The 19,717-nt window shown below is 68.6% G+C and carries 19 protein-coding genes and 3 pseudogenes; 14 read left to right on the top strand and 8 right to left on the bottom strand.

Annotated elements, in window-relative coordinates:
- The 7 genes and pseudogenes from IH80_RS0135565 to IH80_RS0135535 all read left to right on the top strand — a co-directional run.
- Positions 1-371, top strand: a pseudogene (locus IH80_RS0135565) (cupin); the annotation flags it as partial.
- On the top strand, positions 368-1,261 hold the full coding sequence (locus IH80_RS0135560; protein ID WP_030965941.1) for an aldo/keto reductase: 894 nt from the start codon (positions 368-370) through the stop codon (positions 1,259-1,261). The pseudogene IH80_RS0135565 and the gene IH80_RS0135560, both read left to right, overlap by 4 nt.
- Complete coding sequence (locus IH80_RS0135555; protein WP_030965940.1) at positions 1,242-2,090, top strand: hypothetical protein; 849 nt, start codon at positions 1,242-1,244, stop codon at positions 2,088-2,090. Before IH80_RS0135560 ends, IH80_RS0135555 begins: the two co-directional genes overlap by 20 nt.
- Before the next feature lie 799 nt (positions 2,091-2,889).
- Complete coding sequence (locus IH80_RS0135550) at positions 2,890-3,231, top strand: hypothetical protein (RefSeq protein ID WP_030965939.1); 342 nt, start codon at positions 2,890-2,892, stop codon at positions 3,229-3,231.
- A 31-nt stretch (positions 3,232-3,262) separates the two neighbouring features.
- Positions 3,263-3,607, top strand: coding sequence for a hypothetical protein (locus IH80_RS0135545; protein ID WP_030965937.1), 345 nt, complete (start codon positions 3,263-3,265; stop codon positions 3,605-3,607).
- Between the two features lie 61 nt (positions 3,608-3,668).
- The gene (locus tag IH80_RS0135540; protein ID WP_324609451.1) at positions 3,669-4,376 is read left to right on the top strand and encodes an ABC transporter ATP-binding protein; all 708 of its coding nucleotides are present in this window, start codon (positions 3,669-3,671) and stop codon (positions 4,374-4,376) included.
- Positions 4,373-6,553 carry a hypothetical protein gene (locus IH80_RS0135535; protein ID WP_030965935.1) on the top strand — a complete coding sequence of 727 codons (2,181 nt, stop codon included), beginning with the start codon at positions 4,373-4,375 and terminating at the stop codon, positions 6,551-6,553. The genes IH80_RS0135540 and IH80_RS0135535 overlap by 4 nt, the downstream gene beginning before the upstream one ends.
- Positions 6,554-6,954: 401 nt before the next feature.
- Here the strand turns inward: IH80_RS0135535 and IH80_RS0135530 are convergent, their stop codons facing one another.
- The 4 genes and pseudogenes from IH80_RS0135530 to IH80_RS0135515 all read right to left on the bottom strand — a co-directional run bounded on the left by IH80_RS0135530 (position 6,955) and on the right by IH80_RS0135515 (position 10,271).
- Entirely contained in the window at positions 6,955-7,200 is a 246-nt protein-coding gene (locus tag IH80_RS0135530; protein WP_030965934.1) for a hypothetical protein, read from the bottom strand.
- Between the two features lie 225 nt (positions 7,201-7,425).
- A pseudogene (locus tag IH80_RS46560) lies at positions 7,426-7,545 on the bottom strand (D-galactonate dehydratase); the annotation flags it as partial.
- A gap of 955 nt (positions 7,546-8,500) precedes the next feature.
- Positions 8,501-9,277 carry an ATP-dependent DNA ligase gene (locus IH80_RS0135520; RefSeq protein ID WP_234432494.1) on the bottom strand — a complete coding sequence of 259 codons (777 nt, stop codon included), beginning with the start codon at positions 9,275-9,277 and terminating at the stop codon, positions 8,501-8,503.
- 28 nt (positions 9,278-9,305) lie between these two features.
- Positions 9,306-10,271 carry a Ku protein gene (locus IH80_RS0135515; protein ID WP_324609450.1) on the bottom strand — a complete coding sequence of 322 codons (966 nt, stop codon included), beginning with the start codon at positions 10,269-10,271 and terminating at the stop codon, positions 9,306-9,308.
- A 128-nt stretch (positions 10,272-10,399) separates the two neighbouring features.
- On the opposite strand from IH80_RS0135515, the pseudogene IH80_RS47550 reads away from it, so the two are divergent.
- The 4 genes and pseudogenes from IH80_RS47550 to IH80_RS40150 all read left to right on the top strand — a co-directional run bounded on the left by IH80_RS47550 (position 10,400) and on the right by IH80_RS40150 (position 13,520).
- Positions 10,400-12,002: pseudogene (locus tag IH80_RS47550) on the top strand (ISL3 family transposase).
- Positions 11,999-12,466: a DUF4259 domain-containing protein gene (locus tag IH80_RS43120; protein WP_158943786.1), complete on the top strand. Its 468-nt coding sequence runs from the start codon at positions 11,999-12,001 to the stop codon at positions 12,464-12,466. Before IH80_RS47550 ends, IH80_RS43120 begins: the two are co-directional and overlap by 4 nt.
- A gap of 348 nt (positions 12,467-12,814) precedes the next feature.
- Positions 12,815-13,165: a hypothetical protein gene (locus IH80_RS0135500; RefSeq protein ID WP_030965929.1), complete on the top strand. Its 351-nt coding sequence runs from the start codon at positions 12,815-12,817 to the stop codon at positions 13,163-13,165.
- A gap of 4 nt (positions 13,166-13,169) precedes the next feature.
- Positions 13,170-13,520, top strand: a complete 351-nt coding sequence (locus IH80_RS40150) for a DUF6233 domain-containing protein (RefSeq protein ID WP_030965928.1) — start codon at positions 13,170-13,172, stop codon at positions 13,518-13,520.
- Positions 13,521-13,649: 129 nt separating this feature from the next.
- Here the strand turns inward: IH80_RS40150 and IH80_RS40145 are convergent, their stop codons facing one another.
- Both IH80_RS40145 and IH80_RS0135485 read right to left on the bottom strand, forming a co-directional pair.
- On the bottom strand, positions 13,650-13,967 hold the full coding sequence (locus tag IH80_RS40145) for a hypothetical protein (protein ID WP_158943784.1): 318 nt from the start codon (positions 13,965-13,967) through the stop codon (positions 13,650-13,652).
- Positions 13,964-14,281 carry a hypothetical protein gene (locus IH80_RS0135485; RefSeq protein ID WP_030965925.1) on the bottom strand — a complete coding sequence of 106 codons (318 nt, stop codon included), beginning with the start codon at positions 14,279-14,281 and terminating at the stop codon, positions 13,964-13,966. The genes IH80_RS40145 and IH80_RS0135485 overlap by 4 nt, the downstream gene beginning before the upstream one ends.
- Positions 14,282-14,501: 220 nt before the next feature.
- Here IH80_RS0135485 and IH80_RS0135480 point away from each other — a divergent pair, with 220 nt between their 5' ends.
- From IH80_RS0135480 to IH80_RS0135470, 3 genes are all read left to right on the top strand, one after another.
- Complete coding sequence (locus IH80_RS0135480) at positions 14,502-14,711, top strand: hypothetical protein (RefSeq protein WP_030965924.1); 210 nt, start codon at positions 14,502-14,504, stop codon at positions 14,709-14,711.
- Positions 14,712-14,778: 67 nt separating this feature from the next.
- A complete protein-coding gene (locus IH80_RS0135475; protein ID WP_030965923.1) occupies positions 14,779-15,483 on the top strand; it encodes a restriction endonuclease in 705 nt (234 codons plus the stop codon).
- Between the two features lie 98 nt (positions 15,484-15,581).
- On the top strand, positions 15,582-15,842 hold the full coding sequence (locus IH80_RS0135470; RefSeq protein WP_030965922.1) for a hypothetical protein: 261 nt from the start codon (positions 15,582-15,584) through the stop codon (positions 15,840-15,842).
- Between the two features lie 94 nt (positions 15,843-15,936).
- Here IH80_RS0135470 and IH80_RS46545 read toward each other — a convergent pair whose 3' ends face one another.
- Positions 15,937-16,731, bottom strand: a complete 795-nt coding sequence (locus tag IH80_RS46545) for an excalibur calcium-binding domain-containing protein (RefSeq protein WP_063757373.1) — start codon at positions 16,729-16,731, stop codon at positions 15,937-15,939.
- A complete protein-coding gene (locus IH80_RS0135460; protein WP_030965920.1) occupies positions 16,728-19,397 on the bottom strand; it encodes a hypothetical protein in 2,670 nt (889 codons plus the stop codon). The genes IH80_RS46545 and IH80_RS0135460 overlap by 4 nt, the downstream gene beginning before the upstream one ends.
- Positions 19,398-19,717 lie beyond the last annotated feature (320 nt).

Raw genomic sequence — 19,717 nt, 5'->3', positions numbered from 1 at the left:
TGGCCGCCCTGGACGACCCCGCGGTTCTCGACCGCTGGGAAAGGACCCTGGACGCGACGCACCCCGGGCGCCCGCGCCTGTCACTGCCACACCTGACCGGCGTTCCCGCCGAGCCCGGCATCACCGTGCAGGCCACTGTGCCCCGCGCCCGGATCGACCAGGACGACCAGGCCGTGACCTTCGCCGGAGCAGGAAACGAGTGGACCTTCGCCCTCCCCGTCGCCCCACTCCTCCACCTCCTCGCCGGTGGGCCGCCGGCCACCCTGGCCGACCTGGCTGTCGCCTCCGATCTCACCCTTGTACAGGTGGCGGAAGTCGTCTCCGCGCTGGTTTCCGGTCAAGCCGTCGCCGTGGTCGGGGGCTCCTCGTGACCGCTTCCCTGGGACTGGGGACATACCGGGTGCGCGCCGTCGAACAGGCGGCCCGCACCGCCTGCGCCGACGGGCTCGTGTGGATCGACACCGCCCCCAACTACGGCAGTGCCCACCAGGCGCTCGGCCCCGTCATCGCCGATCACCCACGCGCCATGGTGGCGACGAAGACGGGCTTCTTCGCCCCGGATGAGGGCGCAGCTGCTCTTCGGGACGGGCTCCTCACTGCCGCCCAGGTCCGGGCCGGACACAGCCTCGACCCCGGCTTCGTCCGCTGGCAGACGGAAAGGTCCCTGGCCGCTCTCGGCCGGAGCGACCTCGTGTTCGTCCACAACCCGGAGCACGCCGGCCTCAGCCCCACGGAGCTGCATCCGGCACTGCGTGACGTGTTCGCGGTGCTGGAGGAGTTCGCTGCTGCGGGCAGGATCGGCGGGTACGGCGTGGCCACCTGGTCGGGGTTCCAGCACGACGCCTTCTCGGTGTCCGAACTCCTTGGCCTGGCCATCGAGGCCGCTGGTTCGGGTGAACATCATCTGCGGGCCGTCCAACAGCCGGTCAGCCTCGTCATGGCAAGGCCGATCGCCCTGGCCCTCGACGGCCGGGGCCCTCTCGTCCTGGCCCGGGCGGCGGGCCTGATCACCTTCGGCTCCTCGCCCCTGCACGGCGGCGAACTGCCCGGCCTCGTCACGCCCGAACTCGCAGAGTTCATCCGCCCGGGGGCCTCGCCGGGCACCGCCTGTCTCCTCGCTGCGGCCTCCTGCCCGAGCCTGGACGTGGTACTGCTGTCTGCGGGCTCCGCCCACCATTGGGCCGCCGCGAAGGTCACCACTACCGCCCCGCTCGATCCGGGCCACCTCAGGAAGGTCACCGATGTACTCGCCCAAGGATGAGACCACCAGGGCACGCATGACGGACGCCCTGGCCCACGCCGCTGCCCACCTGTCCACCACGACGACGGGGGCGCCGGCCTGGGGATGGCTCGGCCGTACCATCGGCAGTCGCACCGCAGGCGGTCACTGGCTCCGCGTCCACTGCGGCGAGACAGCCAAAACCCCCGCCACCCGGAACGAGGGGATCGCCCTCGCCGAGGAACGGGTGTCCGACAAGGTCTCCCGCCCCCACCTCCACGACCTGTACCGCTGGGACGGCGGCGAGTACGTCTTCGAGGCAGAGCTGATCGACTACATCGCCCAGCCCGTCATCTCTCCGGAAACGCCCGACCTCACTGCAGATCCCGGCCTACCGGACTCCTGGTGGACGACCCTGCGGGAGAGCCTGGACGCTCTCAGCACCGCCGAACCGCCCCGCGAGACCATCCGCCAGTCCTGGGCCGACCGGGTCTTCCCCGAGTACCTGGGGATCCCCGCCCCGGCCATCACCGAACGCGTCACCGGGCACGCAGACCTCCAGTGGGCCAACCTCACCCACGACCCCCTCGTCATCCTGGACTGGGAGCGCTGGGGCGCCGTCCCCGTCGGCTACGACCCCGCAATGCTCTACGTGAACAGCCTCCGCGTCCCCGCCGTCGCCGACCGTATCCGTGCCGAGTTCGCCCACGTCCTCGACACCCCCGCCGGCCGGATCGGCGAACAGATCGCCCTAGCCGAAATGCTTCAGGCCGTGGGCCGTGGCTGGTACGTCGAATTGGCCCCGCTCCTGCGAAACCGGGCCGAGGAAGTGACCGAAGTTTGCCTTCCGCCCACCAGACTCACCCAATAGCTACGAGAGCTCAGGCTGTCAGCCTTCCGAGATTCTGGCAGCGGCCGCGTCCGCCGGGTACTATTAGACGGAGCGTCACTGTTCGGGGGCATTCCCCAGCCCAACCCGAACCGTGGTTCTCGTCGCACCGCGGGTACGGCGGAGCCTTCACCGGCCGGTACCACCGCTGCCCCTGTGCCCACCCAGGTCAGCGGCGCATGACGTGCAGGCGTGGACTCTTTGGACGGACAGCGAGGGCTCAGGCCCGGTGCCCAGAGCTACGGCCGGGACCGCCACGGCCCCCGGCACACCCACCGTGTGCCGGGGGCCGCGTCACGTCCGACCGCTCGCTGCAGCCCGCAGACCTCAACACCCCGATGCCCACCCCGGACCCGCCGCCCCAGCAGCCGGTGGGCTGAGCAACGAAGCGATCGCCGTCCTCCTGGGCTGGCTCGTCTGAGGCAGCAGCCCGCCGACACCCATCATCTCGAGCACGCACTGCGTGATGATCCTCCGGTAACCGCGAAGACCGAGGACAAACCGGGCTGTCGGGGCGCGCTGATGAGGCCGTCGCGCCGGCGCTGTCAGTGCCAACTGGCAGGGTGGTTCTGATGGCCGACGATACGCAGTCACTGAACCGCCTGCGCTTGCGCAGCGGCCTGATCCGGCATGGAACCTGAGCCTTGGGCTATACCGCCGGGGCAGTGGTGCCCGGCCCAGCTTTAGTGCAACGGTGAACGATGTGATTGTGTGTTAAATTCTGCCATCCGGAGTTGATCTTCCGGGCATCATGAATGTTCGTCATATTCCTGGGGGGAATGTGAAGTACGGAAAGACCCTTGCCGTATCCCTTGGCGCCTTCGCCATTCTTGGGAGTTCGCCCGCCATGGCGATAGACCTCAACTCGTCGAAGGACGGGCAGGTTCACGCATATTCGTACGGCACGAATACGCGCGTTGCGGTCAAGGACACGAAGCAGGACGGTAACCCCGTCTACGTCAACTACAAGCGGGAAAACAGCGGGAGCCAGTACACCCTCTGGAACAAGAGCGGTTCCGGCACGACCATGACCAGCAATTCCGGGGCAGCTGTCTATGTCATCCAGGCCTGTGTCTCGCTCGGCGGCTGGCCCGACAAGTGTGACGTGAAGCGTGAGGGCTGAAGTGGAAGACAGTAGGGGGATTGGGAAGAAGATGAAGAAGTCCGGGCTCGTTGTGGCCGGCCTGGGTGCTGCGGCTGTTCTCTGCAGCTCACCGGCCATGGCCATCGATCTGAACTCCTACAAGGACAACGCGGTTCGCGGATACTCGTACGGCACGAATACCCGTGCCGCCGTGACGGATCTCAAGCAGGACGGCATGTCCGTCTACGTCCGCTATTCCCGTAAGCACAGCAACGGGACTCCGTATACGCTGCACAACAAGGGCGGTTCGGGTACGACCGCCACCAGCGGCTCCGGAAACGCGGTCTGGATGGTACAGGGCTGCATATCCGTGGGCTGGGCGCCGGACAAGTGCGACATTGAACGCACGAGCTAAGTAGGAATTCCTCTGCGTGGGGCCACCGTCATCCGGTGGCCCCACGCCAGTTTTCGGGTGGATGAGAATGGTAAACGCTTCACCGCACGCCCCGGCTCCGGAACGTGCCGCGCTCGAATTCGGTGCGCTCCGGCACCGGATCGGTGACAGGATATTGTTCGACGGTGTTGACTTGCGGCTGAATATAGGGGATTCCGTCGCTGTCATGGGGCCTTCAGGAAGCGGTAAGAGCACCCTGATTTCCTGTGCCCTGGGGCTCGTGAAGCCGGAAGGTGTCGTGCGGGTGGCGAACTCGGACCTGGGACGTATGAGCCGGAGGGAACGCACTCGCCACCGCAGCCGCCACATCGGCGTCGTCTTCCAGTTCGGTGAGCTCCTGCCGGAACTGACACCACTGGAGAACGTGGCACTCGCGGGGCTCCTGGCCGGCGCCGACCGGAAGAAGACCTACAAGACCGCATCGGAACTGCTGGGCAGTCTTGGCGTGCCGCGTCACAACCGGGCGACGGGCACGCTTTCGGGAGGAGAGCGGCAGCGAACGGCCGTCGCCCGCGCCCTGGTCAACCGCCCTTCGCTGCTGCTCGCTGACGAGCCGACCGGTGCGCTCGACGACACCAACCGGGCCGCGGTGGCCGAACTGCTCTTCGACGTGCCCCGGCGCTGGCCGTGCGCTCTCCTCGTGGTGACACACGACGCCCAAGTCGCTGCGCTCGCCGACGACACTGTTCATCTCGTGGACGGCCGCCTCATCCGACAGGAGACGCGATGAGCGGGCGCGCCGGAGCGCCTCTGTGGCGCCAGCTGCTGCGCATCGGAATCCTCACGGGCCGCGGCGCCTCCGCGGGACGTATACGAGCCGTGGCTCTGGTGTGCGCCACCTTCGCCCTCAGCCTTGTCCTGGGCACGTTGGTCTTGATCCACGCGGCGTACGAGGGCCGTGATGCGCGTGACGCCGCCCGCGCGCCCGTCCAGATCGCAGAGGGCAGCACCCAGCAGGCCCGCCTGCTGTACAAGCCTGTCTTCGATGTCGTCGACAAGGTGCAGTACCAGGTCGTCTACATCGCGCCCCTGACACCGGACGCTCCGGTGCCACCAGGCTTGTCCGCCTGGCCGGAGCCCGGCCAGGCGGCCCTCTCACCCGCCCTGCTCAAGGCGGGACGAGCCGAGGGAATCGCCACCCGTTTCGGCACCCTCGCCGGCACCATCGACGCTCAAGATTTGGCCAGCCCTGAAGAATGGTTCGCCTACGTACGCCCTCCTGCGAACGCAGACACCGCCAGGATGTGGGCGAGCACAGGCTTCGGCACCCCCGGACCGCTCGGTGTCGGCGAAGGAATGTTCACGAAGCCGGCCTACATCCTTTTTGCCCTCACCGCCTTCATGGGCGCTCTGCCGGTCTCCGCGCTGATCGCCGCGGCCGCCCGATCAGGATCGGACGCCCGGGACCAGCGTACGGCCCTCCTCGAAGCCCTCGGCGGAGGCCGCCGCGTCAGAGCGGCCGTACACGCCGGTGAAGCGGCCCTCCCCATCGCGGCCGGCGCCGTGCTCGGCTTGACGGCCTCCTGCTGGATCCTGACGGGTGATACCCGCATCCCCCTCACCGGCTATGCGATCGCCGGAGCGGACACACAGCGGTGGGCAGGGGCGCTGCTGAGCGCTCCCGTGATGGCCGCAGTGATCGTCCTGGCCTGCGTCGTGCTCCTGCACCCGCAGCAGGACCGGCGCGACGGCGTCAGGCCACGCCTGTTCCGGACCCGTCTCCCGCGCTGGTGGCCCTACCTGTGTCCCTTCCTGCTGTTCGTCGCCGTGCAAGGACCGGGGCTGACGAGCAGTTCGGGAACCAGGCTTCTGGTGTATGTGATCGGCGTAGGCGGCACCATCCTGACTCTGCCCTCGCTGATCGGACTTGCTGCCGTGGCCACAGGTAACGCGCTCGCCTCGATCAGCTACCGGCGCGGCTGGCCCGGCGCCCTGCTGGCCGGCCGGTGGGCGGCCGCGTGGCCCGGTGCCACCGTCCGTCTCACGGCAGGCGTGGTCATTGCGTTCGTCCTCGTGGGACAGACACAACTCTGGGCCACCCTCAACACAGGCCCTGCCGTCCAGGCGCAGCACACCGTCCAGAAGGTGGGAAGCAGCGTCGTACTCGTGTCGGTGAACCAGGACAAGCCTGTGCCCCAACCGTTCCTGGACGAACTGCCGGATGGCGTGGAGACGCTCCGTCTCAAGCTGGACCCCACCAAGGCCACCGCCGAACTCAGCGGGGCGTGTACGGCGTTGCAGCGCCTGTCCCTGGCTTGCACCCAGCAGCCGACCGTGATCGAGCCGAACCATCCGGACGCTCGGCTCCAGGCCCTCGCAACCTGGGATACTCCGGGCCAGGGCATCTACGCCAAGCAGTCCGCACAGCCCGAAGGCCCCACCCTCGTCCTGATCGGCGACAAGGGTCGCGACCTTTCGGTCCCTACGATCAAAGCAGCAGCGAATCGCCACCTCGGCATGGCCGTGCCGGTCGAGACCGTCGCCGGATCATGGCTGACCGCCGCTAACATGGACGACCTCAACGGACGCTGGGTCATGCTCTACGGGACCTTCGCCGTGATCATCGTCATCATCTCGATCATGGTGACCAACCTTGCCGAGTTCCTTCGCTTCGCCCGACAGGTCACCGCCGTCAGCGTTCTCGCCGGGAACAGAACCATCTACTTCAGCACCGCCTTCTTCACGCTCCTCACCCCCCTTGCCGCAGCAGCGCTGATCGGCCTGTTCATGCACCACTGGCTCGCCACCCCCATCCGGGCAGCCGCCTACACCAGCGAACACACCGAAACAGGCAGCATGCTGCACATCGCCCTGGCCGGAGCCGGGATCATGGCCGTCACCGTCTGGCTCTGGGGAGCCTGGGGGGCCACACGACTGGCACACTCCTGGCGCCCCTCGGCAGACTGACCACCCATCACCGCAACCCAAGCCACCGCGGGCCCCGGACCAATGGTCCGGGGCCCGCTCGCGTATCCGCGGGGAGCGGCCGCCGTGCATGCACGCGACACGCTGCCCAACGTACGGTCTGCTCCTTCAACGCACCACCCGTCGTCGTGGAGTACAGGACCGTACACAGCAACAAGCTGGACCCGGCGCTCCGGGTGATCGAGGAGGGCCGCCAAGGCGTCGGTCAGGGCGGGATCGTCGTTCCCAAACCGGCTAGTAGCAGCTGAACCCCGCCTACCTGTCCCGGATCCCACGCTGAGCTTCGCCCTTGGCGCGGTGAAGATGACGCTGGCTGACCCGGCCAAGACCCCGGTCCTCCCTCAACGGGCATGACCCGAGGCGGTCAGCCAGCGGAGGTCGTCTCACTGCGGCGCCGGGGCGGCGTCGCGCCGCCGAAGGTCCTGCACCGCCAAGGCCACGCCCCGGCCATCGGCCAGCATCGCCCAGAGCCCCATCGGGACAACAAGCCACCGCCAGGCACTGTGAAAGTGCGTGATCACGGCGACTACGAATACCAACTGGGCCGCACAGAGCGCGAGGTTGCCCAGCAGGCGCAGCACAGGATGCGGTCTCCTGCGGAACACCGCCTCGAACCAGGTCTTCTCCACTTTCCCACCCCTCATTCAGACCGGGGCCACCCCGGACGACGACGGGGAAACAGTAGCGGCGTACTCAAACAGGCACTCAGGAGACGGTGCAGCGGTTTCAGGCTGAGCACGGCATCGGTGGCGACCTGCCAGGGGTCTACGGACCGGCCACCCGCCAGCGGCTGGAGTCCCTGACCTCCTGACGCCCGGCCTGCTGCCGTTCTCGGACCGCGGGAAATCAAGGTGTCACCATTCGGCGAGGGAGCCGTCCCTGCGTCGCCACAGCGGGTTGCGCCAGCGATGGCCGGTCTCGGCGGCGTGTTCGACGGCCTTCTCGTCGACCTCGATGCCCAGGCCGGGTGCGGTGAAGACCTTGTCGTCCGGGTGGGGGCACGTGGCGGCAGTACCCGCACCGTTCCCCTCCGTCCACGGGGACGAAACGGCCCTTGCCGCGCTTCAGGGCCGGTCCGTGTCCGTCGGCGCAGGCGGGACACGTGGTCTGCGGCTGGTCGAAGCCGAAGTTCGTGATCCAGCCGACCTCTGCGGCGTAGGTGTGAGCCTGCTGTGACACGGCGCGCCCGGCCGAAGCACGGCCGGGCCGCATCCACCGCACCACCGCGGAAGCCATCATCGGCATCCCGCTCCACACCGTCCGCCGACGCGAACGGCTGGAGGGTTCGGCTGGTTTCGCATCCCTGAACCGCCAGGAGGCCCTGTCTTCATACGTGCGCCACCGGGAGACGCCAGGTCGGGCACGCGTGGTCGATTCACGTGTTCCATGTGCCGGGCGAGATGTGGTGGCTGACCGGCATTCGTTGCGCCGGGCGGGAATGGTGACGGCCTGCGCGGATGCGTAGCGCCGGGACCGCTTGAGGCTTGCGTGGAAAGCCTTCGGTCACCAGGTCAGCGGCAGGACCTTCAGGGCTGTGGGCCGCAAGGTCAAGAGCTGGCGGCGTGCCTGCCTCGTTGCAGGATCCACCGGTGTACGGGCGGTGTGAGGACGGCCCCCACAATGAACCCGACCACGACACTCTGGCTCGCGACCGCGATCGTTCCGATGACTGCACACAGAACCGTGCCTGTCACAATCAGGCCCGCTGTCTTGAATCCCCGGGAATGCCGATTGACCCATTTCACGGTCGATAACGTTACGAGATACACGGTGGAGCCGAAAGCAGCCGACGCCAGAGCGGTCAGAGTATCCATTCCGGAACCTTTCAGTATCGGAAGCCGAGATGTTTCTCTGCGGCCGCCAGAGTCAGCCGTACTCCCTGTTCGGGACCACTTGGCTGCAAGTCATTTTTTTTACCTGCAGTATCCGTCACCGGCGCTGCTGCCGGGCCTGCTTCGGCCGCAGGGGCGCCGTCCGGCCGACGGCCCGCAGCCGGCCTGCCCCGTCGTGGCGGCCGAGGACGAGGAGCTGGGGGCGGGTGAGGGTGCCGGTGGTGGCGCCGATGATCGCCTCGGTGGTGTCCCGGCGGCGGATCTTGGTCCACCTGCGGTGGTTCGGCAGGTAGCGCTGGTTCATCCCCTTGATCAGGATGCCTTCGACGCCGGAGACGTCCGTCCAGGTCTCCAGCCACTCTCGGGCCTTCGCGAGGTCGGTGGTCATGGGGCACAGGGTCCAGGGCGAGGTCAGGTCGTGGGCCGCGAACAGCACCTCCAGTCGTCGGCGGCGCTCCCGGTAGGGCAGGCTCAGCAGCTCGTCCCCGCCCGCCTGGAGGACGTCGAAGGCGATGAAGAAGGCCGGGGTTGCTGCGGCGAGCGCGGGCGCGCTGCGGGCCCGGGCGGCGGCGCGCCGCTGCAGCGCCTCGAAGGACAGAGCCCCGGTGTCGGGGTCCCAGACGACGAGTTCGCCGTCCAGAACCAGGCCGTACGGCAGCTGCGGGACAGCGGCCGCGACCAGGTCGGGAAACCGGTCGTGGATCAAAGACCCGCGCCTGGTCTGCAGCAGGACCCGCCCGCCCGGCTCGGGCGGGGTGAACAGCAGGGCGCGGTGGCCGTCGAACTTCTGCTCGTAGGCCATATTCCGCAGGGCCCCGGGGGGCGGGATCGTCTCGGCGGCCTGCGCCAGCATCGGCTCCACCGGGGGTCTCATCGTCACCTCGAACGCCTGCCCTTGCCGTTCACGACCGGGATGAAGGCGAGGCCAGGGCCTTGACGAGGTCGTCGCGGGACATGTGCGAGCGGCCGGGGAGGTTCGCGGCGGCGGCCTTCTTGTAGAGGTCAGCCTTCGACAGACCGGCCAGGTCTTCCTTCGGCGCGGAGCGGATCCGCTTCTTCGCCGCCGGCTTCTTCCCGGCCGCCCTCGAAGAGCCGGAAGCGGTGGCCTTGCCACCGCCGGCCTTGGGGCTGCCGGCCCGCTCGACGCTGGCGCGCATGGCTTCCATGAGGTCGACGACTCCGGTGGCTTTAGCGGCGGGTTCGGCCTTCTCCACCGTCTCGCCTGCCTTCTTCGCCTCGATCAGGGCCGCGACCTTCTCCTGGAAGGTGTCGTGGAACTCGCCGGGGTCCCAGGCCATGCTCATCGCGCCGATGAGCTGCTCGGCCATCTTCAGCTCCTTCTCCGACGCCCTGGCCCTGCCCGGGAGGCTGTCGATCTCCTGCTTCGGGTCCCGGATCTCATCCGCCCAGTGCAGGGTGTGCAGGGTCAGGAGGCCGTTCTCGGCCTTGAGGGCGACGATGTACTCGTGCTGGCGCATCACGAAGGTAGCGATCCCGGCCTTGTCCGACTTGGCGAGAGCCTGCTCCAGGAGGCTGTAGACCTTGCCGAACTCCTTGCCCCGCGGGCCGAGGTAGTAGGTCTTGTCGAAGAAGATCGGCTCCACCTCCGCCAGGTCGACGAATCCGGCGATGTCGAGCGAGCGGGAACGGCCGGGCGCGATCTCGTCCAGCTCCTTCGGCTCGACCAGGACATACTCGCCGCCGGCGTCGTAGCCCTTCACGATGTCGTCGAGCTGAACCTCGTCGCCGGTGCGCTCGTTGATCCGCTTGTTGCGGATCCGGTCGGAGGTGCCCCGCTGGAGCTGATGGAAGTGGATGGTGTGGCTGTCGGTCGCGGTGTAGAGCGAGACCGGCATGGCTTTATTCACGGGTTGTGGTTCTGGCTCAGGTTGTGTGATCCGTGCACTGTGAGTGACGACTGAACCCCCTGCGACGCCTCGGGAAGTTGCCCTAAAACGAGCAGTGACAGTATCGGCTGGGCAGACAGTTCGGGGCTGTGAATGAGATCTTGCTCCGGCTGGAGGAGTTGTTGTTCCCGTCGATCGCGGACGTCGCGGTGCTGTCGGTCGACGTGAACATCGCGATAGTGCGTGTTGATGTGCGGTGCACCGCCGCAGGCGCCTCGTGCCCGGGTTGCGGAGCGTGGTCCGCTCAGGTTCATGGCTCTTACCTGCGGTTTCCCGCTGATGTTCCGAGTGCGGGGCGAAGGGTCGTACTCCAGCTGCGGGTCCGCCGGTTCGCCTGTCGGATCGCAGAGTGCCCGCGCCGTACGTTCGTCGAGCAGATACCCGGCCTGACCCGAAGGCACGGCCAGCGGACCGAGCGGCTTCGCTCGACCCTGGCGGCGATCGGTCTCGCCCTGGCCGGCCGGGCCGGATCCCGGCTGGCTGACATCGTTGGTGCGCCAGTCAGCCGCAGCACTGTGCTGCGGCTGGTCGACGCACTTCCCGAGCCGGAAGTGCCCGCTCCGAGGGTGGTAGGCGTTGACGAGTACGCCACCCGCAAGGGCCGGCACTACGGGACCGTCCTCGTGGACGTCGAAACCCGCCGGCCTGTCGACATGCTGCCCGATCGGGAGTCCTCGAGTCTGGCTGCGTGGCCGGCCCTGCGGCCCGGAATCGAGGTGGTCTGCCGGGACCGTGCACCGTTCTTCGCTGAGGGCGCCACCGTTGGCGCCCCGCAGGCCGTGCAGGTCGCGGACCGGTGGCACCTCTGGCACACCTCAGCGAGGCCGCCGAGCGGAGCATCGCCCAGCACCGCCAATGCCTGCGCGTCTTGGTCCCTCAGACGACTGAACCGACCGAGACGGGGCCCGACCCCGCAGAGGAGCCGTCCGGCTCGCCATGGCCGACCGGCCACCGGTTCGCCGACCGGACCCGGACCACGCATGCCACGGTCCATGCCCTGGTCAAGGCAGGACACAGCCGCCGCGCGATCCAGCGGCAGCTCGGCATGACGAGCCGAACTGTCAAACGCTACGCGGATGCTGCCACGCCGGAAGACCTCTTCACCGGTCAGTGGCAGACCAGGACCTCGGTCCTCGACGAATACAAGACCTACCTCGACGACCGCTGGAGCGAAGGTCACACCAACGCCTGGAAACTATGGGAAGAAATCGTCCACTCGGCTACCAGGGCAGCTACCAGCGCGTTCGCGCCTACCTCCGCCAGAAACGCACCTCGCCACGGCCTGTGACCGCCCGGCCGCCCTCACCCCGGGCCGTCGCCGGATGGATCCTCCGCCGCCCTGAAACTCTCTCCGAGACTGAACACCTCCAGCTGAAGAACGTCCGGGCCAACCGCCCCGAGATCGACGCACTCACCAGGCACGTTCGGTCCTTCGCGACCATGCTCACCGAGCGCCAGGGCGAGCGGCTGCCGGACTGGCTCGATGCCGTCAGACAGGACGAGTTACCCAGCCTCCACACCCTCGCCGCAGGCATCGACCGCGACCGTGATGCCGTCATCGCCGGCCTCACCCTCCTCTGGAACTCGGGCGTCGTCGAAGGGCACGTCAACCGCATCAAGATGCTCAAGCGCCAGATGTTCGGCCGCGCCGGCTTCCGCCTGCTCCGCAAGCGAGTACTCCTCGCTTCGTGAAGCGTTGTCAGCGCCTGCTGAAATGCTGGCCCAGCACAACCAGCGACTACCAGGGGACGAGCATGGGCACGTGGGGAACCGGACCATTTGATAGTGATCTCGCTGGCGACTTCACTGACGGACTCAGGGGGCTCGCTCCCCAACAAATCATCAGTGCCCTTGAGGGAGCACTACGGCGAGTCGCAGAATCCGGCCCGCGTCTGGACAGTGGGGACGAAGCCGAGGCAGTTGCCGCCGCTGCACTGGTCGCCGCTCAGATCCCGGGCAGCAAGGTAGTGATCTCCACCGAGGACAGGCCTGACGAGCCGCTGCCGCAGCTGCCGGCCTCCTTGCATGCTCTGGCTCGCGAAGCACTTCACCGCGTCCTTGGAGACGGATCCGAGCTGGCCAAGGGCTGGGTGGACAACAGCGACGCGACTGAATGGCGCCAAGAGGTGCAGCTGATCCTTCATGCGCTCGGCTAACACGATTACTCACAGTGCACGGATCACACAACCTGAGCCAGAACCATTTCTCGTGAGCATCCGTGAGCCGGCTGATGACCAACCGCTGCCGAAACTCATCGACAAACGCTGCTGCTTAACGCGAACAAAGCCACCGGCAGGCTGACCAGCCCGAACGACAGATTCCCGGCCCAGACGGGACGCGCCACGACCATCGCCTCCTTCACTCGCCCCCACCTCCAGTGCACGGCGCCTACCCGGTCCCCACCACACCAGCCCACCTGCCCGCTGAACCCACGGTCTGCCGAACGGGTCACGAACCGGAGTGCCGACTTCCCATCCAGAATCGAACAGAATTACGATTCAAGGGTGAACGACGAGAACCCCTTCCCCCACGACCTCCTCCAGCTGCAGGAACGCCTCCACCGCGCCCATGCCGAGCACCGCACCTACCTGGCCGGCCTGCCCTGGAGCGTGGAACCCATGAAGGGGTGGGAACGCGGTGAGCGGCACTCCCACCGCGGGGATGTGCCCGACAGCCCCGGCTGGAGCGACGAGCAGAAGGAAACGGTCGACCGCATGTGGGCCGAGATCCGGCAGCTGGCCATCGACGTCGCCGACCACCCCCACTGGAAGAGCGTCCCCACCGACATCCTGGTGAAGGCACGAATGCAGCTGAAGCGGCAGGCCCTCCCGGCCCAAGTCCCCGAGGCGGCGTAGCCGCATGCCAGAGCCCCTCCTGCCCCTTCCGCCGGCCATGGACCAGCTCCTGGTCATACGCCGCTGGCTGGAGCTCACCCTCGCCCGCGTCGACGAGAAGATCAGCGTCGTCCGGGCCGCAGAGGAAGAGCGGGCCCGCCGCCTCCCGCTCCCGGGCCCTCCCGACTGGTGGATCGAATACGGCATCGGAGCCACCCGCACACCGGACCGCGTCCACACCGGCGCCTGCAGGATCACCGGCCGGGGCCGGGCCGCGACACGAGGATCGGTCCTGGAGGTGCTGCGCACCATGCCGTCGGTCATCGCGTGCCCGCTGTGTCGGCCCGACAGCGAACTCGGACTCCTCGACAGCTGATCGCGGCCGTGCGCCGCTGCATCACGAACGGCGTGGGCGCTCTGCCGAGCCCGGGTCCTCACCGGCAGCTGCAGATCAGGTGCCCTGCACGGTCCCCCCTCCTATAGCCTGCGGGACGGTCGGCCCGGGTCAGAGCCGCTGCCCAGGCCCGATGATCGTGAGTCCCACGTGTTCGGCGAGCCAGTGCGCGTAGGGCTCTCTCGTCTGGACGCCGCCGAAGACGGCGCTGCGGACATGGACGAGGACGGTGTGCTCCTGGGCGGGCACGTCGAGTTCGCGGGTGCGGGTGTTGAAGAGGAGCGTCACCTCAGCATGCTTGGACTCGCCGTGGAACCCCGCCTCGGGCGCATCCGGCCAGCACAGCATCTCCCAATTGATACAGCCCACGTTCGAGCCGATCGCCGCCGTGAAGGCGTCCTCGATGCTGCCGACCGGCAGCTCACTCATCTCCCATCCCAGCGGCATCCGCCCTTCATACGCGGCCGGGTCGGCCAGCAGACCCGGCCCTGCACGCCGACGACCAGCGCAGGCAGCTCCTCCGACGGCACCCCGTCGCGTTCCTCATGCCCCGCCTGCCCCTGGAACCACCCCTCGGGCATCTCCTTCGCCACACGCCGCACCTCGGCGACGGAACGGAACTCCGCGTACACGCAGACCTCGGAGTGCTCACAACGGCCGAGCTCCATGAGACGGCGCGCGGTGCTGAGGGCAAGAGCCGGGTCGGGGGAACGGAAGACGGGGTAAGCGACGTCGTGGGACATGCGTGCACTGTGCCACGCCCGTCATCCCAGGTGATCACGGGAGCCGAACCTTGGCGTACTGGAGTTCCTCGAACACCAGGGTCCTGCCGGATCCGGCCAGTGCAGCGTATTGCCGCCAATCCCCGGTGATCTGGTCACAGCGCTGCTGACCTCCCGCTACACAAGACCGAGGGGCTGCCGTCTGCTGCCCCATGACGGGTCGGCGGGGGGACTGGATACTTTGCTCACGATCAACGTGGCGGTACTCCTGGCGGTCATCGTCGTCCTGCGGCTGCGCCGCCGCACCCACTCCCGGAGCCGGTTCGACGAGAAGATGACCGTGGTCATCGTCCTGGCGCTGGGCATCATCCTTGCCCCTACCGACGTCGGCCAGGGTATTGCCGGCTTCATCGGCCAGCTCGTCAGCGGCGTCTCCCAGGCCGGCCAGTGACCGGCGGTCCGCGTCCCCGGCGGCAGGCAGCCTGCTGTCGTGCTGCGGCAGTCCTCGGGCGGGGCCGGTGAGTGGCCGCCGCCCGGTCCGGCGCTCCGGCCGTCGGCCCGGCAGGTCCCGGCGGCGCAAGAACCAGCCGTTGGAGCAGGTGGTCCTCGCCGCGCTCGCAGCCACGGTGGTCCTCAGCCTGGCGGCCAGCGCGCTGCGGTGGCTGGCCGCACACCCCTGGATCGTGGCCGCCGTACTGCTGGCGGCCGCTGCGGGAGCAGGCACCTGGGCGTGGCGGCGCAGGGAGGCCGCCCAGTGGGAGCAGGTTCGGGCGAGCGGCCTGCGCTACGCGCTCGGACAGCTCGACGGTCTCCATCACCGGGCGTTCGAGTTCGCCGTGCGGGACCTGATGCGCCGTGACGGCTGCACGGACGCCCGGCAGGTCGGCGGCCGCGGAGACAACGGCGCCGACGTCAAAGCCACCGACCCCTTCGGCCGTCGCTGGGTCATCCAGTGCAAGCACAGGAAGGACGGCTGGTCCGGAAAGCCCGTCGGCACCCCCGACCTCCAGGTCCTCAACGGCACCGGCCGCCAGGTCCACCATGGCGACGTCCTGGTCATGCTCACCAACGGCCGCATCACCGCCAACGCCGCCGACTTCGCGAAGTCCCAGCGCCTCCACCTGGTCGACCGCCACCTCCTCGCCGAATGGGCCGCCGGCTCCCGCCCCCTATGGGACCTCCTGCGCGCCCTCCCCCCGGCCAACCGCCGCGAGGCTTCCTGACACACCTGGTCCGCGGAACCGGAGGTCGTACGGGGGTGCGGGCGCGATATCGTGGGGTCTTCTTATCTGCGGTTTTGTGATCTGGCAGGAGTACCCGCGTGCCCGAGGACCCCATCGCCCACAGCGAGCTTGCTGCCCTGACCCGGCGTTTCGAAGAGGTCGCGGAGAAGCACGACCGCGAGTTCGGAATCATCAAGTCCGACCTCACCGCGGTACGCCTCCAGATCGGCAACCTGGACCAGAAGGTCGACAACCTGGTGAGCACGGTCAGCGGCCTGGAGCAGAAGATCGACCGGAACCAGGCCCAGATCGTAGAGCTGCTCCCTCAGCTCGTCGGCCAGCGCCCCGCCGCCGACTGACTTCTCCGGGCCCAGTGCCGCGACAGCCCCGACCCGAGGTCCCGGTCGGGGCTGTGGTGTGTCCGGAGTCAGTTCCCGGAGAGGAGATGTTCGACTATTCGCAGGCGATGCCGTCGTTGTCCCGATCCAGGTGGCGGCCGTACCCGTCTTCGCCACGCTGTAGGGGCGCTGCGCCGGCTGCCCTGGCGGCAGCACAGTTCTCGTACTTGTGCTCCAGGCGGTAGCGGGCGCCAGGGCTGAGTCCGACCTCGATGCGGTAGGTGATCTTCTGCACCTCGGGCTGGTCACGGAGCTTGATCGTGTAGTCGAACGTGTCGATGCCACTGAAGCCGGGATGCGGCGTGTACACGGCCAGGCTCCGGTCCGCCTGAAGTTCGAGTGTTCCGTGCTCGGGATTCCCGACGATCGTGATCTCGACATCGGCTGAGGTCAGGCCTTTACCGTCATCGAGGTCGTCCCTCTTGATGCTGTGGATGTCGTCGGCGCTGACGTCCCTGAGCAGCCGAAGGTCTTCGGCGTCGTGCATATCGGTCCAGAGCAGCGCGTCTTTCATGACGGAGGAATCGCCGGCGCTTTCCAGCTTCCAGACGGGTGCGGGTCTGGGTGAGTGGCTTGCCGTAGCCGCAGGGCGGTCGCGGACGGGAGCGTCGAGCCAGTCGGAGATGCCGTCCACGACCCACCAGATGGCCCCGGCAGCGAGCCCGAACACCACCAGGACAGCCAGGCAGGCGCCCCGGGCGTCACGGGCAGAGGCCTTCCGCCGCTCCCGTTCCAGCTGCCTCTGCCTGGCCTGCCACCTCTTCTGATCCTCGAGACGGGCACGACGTCGCTCTGCCGCTGCTTCTTCGAAGCTTCGGCGGATCTGCTCTCTGAGGTCCGGCTCAGTCATCGGTTCCGCCCGAGGTGTTCGCGGCGTGCCTCGACGATCCCTTGCCACCTGGCCCGTGTCAGGTCCGGGCTGTCAAGCCAGCGGGTGGTGGATGAGGCGGGCCCGGGACGGCCGGCCATGAAGTGCGCGATATCGGCGAAGTAGGCGAAGTCGCCGGTGGTGGTCAGCGCGCGCAGTCGGTCGATGGTGGCGGCCACGTCCTGGTCCTCGCCACGGACGGCGTGGTGGAAGGCGAGGGCGAGCTCCACGAACCGGTGCAGGAAGGGAAGTCCTGCGGCGTCAATCTGGGCGTGCAGGCTCTGGACGCGGCCGATGACGCCGTCGGTCCCGGCGTCCTTGATCAGGGCGACGACCTGGGCGAGGAGGGTGTTGGAACGCTGGTCGAGGCCGTCGAGGCCGTCGAGGAGCTGGTGGGCGAGGGCGAGCTCGTCGTCGGCGCGAGCGGGGTCGGCGAAGGAGACGGCCAGGGCGAGGCGTACCTGCATCATGGCGCGCTCGCCGGCGGCGCCGTGCTGCTCGGCTTCGGTGCGGCCGGCTTCGAACGCGGCGACGGCCTGGCCGGTGTTGGCGTGGGACCAGTGGATGTCGCCGAGGACGCGGTGGTGGCGGCCTTTCCAGCCCAGGGTGGGGACGGCGGCCAGGGCGGTGGGGAAGTCGCCGGCGAGGCGGGCCAGGTTGGCAAGGCCGCGGCGGGCCTTCGGTGCGAGGCGCCCGCCTGTGTCGGCGACCTGCCGCATCCCGGCTCGGGCGGCGGCGCCCTGGTCGAGGTCCTTGTATGCCTTGGCCCGGTAGTACAGGGCCAGCTCGGTGACCTCGGTGGACAGCAGGCCGGAGTCGAGGACCTCGGTCAGCCGGTCCACCGTGCGCTGGCGGTGTTCGTGCTGGCGGCGGGTGATCGCGGTGATGAGTTCGGCCAGGGCGTCCGCGGGCGTGTCCGGGGCGCCGGCGGTGTCGGCGGGGAGGGTGAGGGGCTCCCAGACGGAGTCGTCGGTGTAGGCGTAGGCGGCGTCCGTGAGCCAGCCGAGGTCGGCAAGGTTGTGGTCGCGGGCCAGACGCAGACCCTGGCGCAGGCAGGCGACCAAAAGCAGGCGACTGGGGCCAAGCATGGTGGCCGCCGTCCACTGCTCGCCGAGGGCGGCCAGAGCACGGATGGCGGCCTGCTGCCAGTCGGCGTCCGTCCAGCGGTCTTCGCTGTGGGTGTCCTCGCGTACAGCGGTGCGGATCGCCCGGTGCAAGTGGTACGGCCACAGCGCGTACGGGTTCTCGGCGATCAGGGGGCGCTCGGTGAGGCGTCGGGCGGGGGCCTGCTGGGTGAGGCCGGCGGCCCGGGTAGCGAGCTCCAGGTCCCAGGCGTCGAGGAGGGAGACGCTGCGCAGGAGGTGGCGTTCCTCCGCCGTGAGATCGGAGAGGGTCCGGGCGAGCAGGGCGGGGAAGGAGCAATCGAAGTCCATCGCGACGGGTGTGCGGCCGGTGCGGCGGATCTCCAGGAACCGGGAGACGGCGAGGTCGAGGTGGAGGGGCAGGCCGTGGGAGCGGCGGGTGATCGCGGCCCGGATGTCGGCGTCGATGAGGGGCCGGCCCTCCATGGTGAGCCGCTGGGCGAGATGGGTTTCGCAGTCCTCGGCGGACAGGTCCCCGATCAGGTGCTGGCGCCCGGCCGGTGCGTCGGTCCGGGGCGCGGGCACGCTGCGGGTCAGGCCGGGCCAGGCGGTGGGTCCGGTCCAGTCGAGCTGACCGTGGAGCGCCGGGTCGGCCCACTGCAGGCGGCTGCGCCCGGCGAGGACGAAGAAGACGTTAGGCATGAGCCAGACCAGGCGTTGCAGGAGGCGTTCAAGGTCGCGGTGGCGGTCGGCGGTGTCCTCGAAGGTGTCCAGCAGGACCACTGGGGTCAGAGTCTTCTTTGCGGGCAGCCGGCTCAGGTCCCAGGCCAGTAGGTGGGGGTAGTACGACAGGGCTTCCAGGTCCGGTGTGGCTTCCAGCAGGGCTGCGGTCCGTGCGGCGCCGGCGAGGGCCTGGGCGCGTTCTTGGCGTTCGCGCAGTGCGGTGACCAGGGCGGAGGTGAGCTGCCCGGCGGCTGAGCCGACCAGCCCGGGCAGTTGGAGGGCGGCCGCGAGCTCGCCGACGCCGGCCTGGAGCTGGCTGGGCAGCAGGTTGGTGACCTTGCCCGCGATCCCGGTCCGCCGGATGTATTCGTCGAGGGGCTCGCCGGGGTGGACCGACTCCCAGTAGTTGCGCAGTGCCACGTCGAAGGACGGCAGGGTCCGGCCGAGTCCGCCGGCCAGCGCGAGGCGGATCGTCAGCAGGACGCGCTCGTAGTCCGATCCAGCCTGCGCGGAACGGGACAGGTCGATCCGGATCGGCAGGAGTCGCTGGGTCCAGGCCGGTTCACCCCACTGAGCGGGGCGTTCTTCGGCCGTGGTCAGGGCGGCCTCGATCTTGCGGAGCAAGGTGGACTTCCCGGCCCCGCCCACCCCGTGGAACATCACCAGGTTCGTACGGGGGGACTCGAGGTCTTCGACGTCGAAGCCGGGCCTGGCCACGTGCTGCAGGTGCTCGCCGAGCGCGGCCGCGACCACCGCCCACTGGTACTGGCGGTCGGTGAACGCCTCCACCGCGTCGTACTCCGACGGGTTGTTGGAGCTGAACAGCGCACGAAGGTCGGCCACGGTTGGTCCCCCAGAATGATCATCGACGGTATCAACCGTAGGGCCTGGGGCGTGCGGCGTGGCTGTCTTCCGCAACGCGGGTGCCGTTCCCTCATCGTCTCGGCCAGAGACAATGAGCTTCTTCAGCGTTGCAGCTCCACGGGCAAATACCGCGGCCGCGCGACCTCGAACCACTCACCACCCACATAGGTGGAGGCGTAGCACCAGGAACAGGACCAGATCTCCGAATGCGTCACCGCCGGCCATCGCCACATGGCCCGTCCACACACATCGCACTCCATGGGCGGATCCTCACACGCCTCCATGCGTGGACCCAATCC

It is taken from the genome of Streptomyces sp. NRRL S-378 (genome assembly GCF_000720645.1).
Lineage (GTDB): Bacteria > Actinomycetota > Actinomycetes > Streptomycetales > Streptomycetaceae > Streptomyces.
Note: the sequence above shows the minus strand (reverse complement) of the source record. Positions and strands in the feature narration are given on the sequence as shown.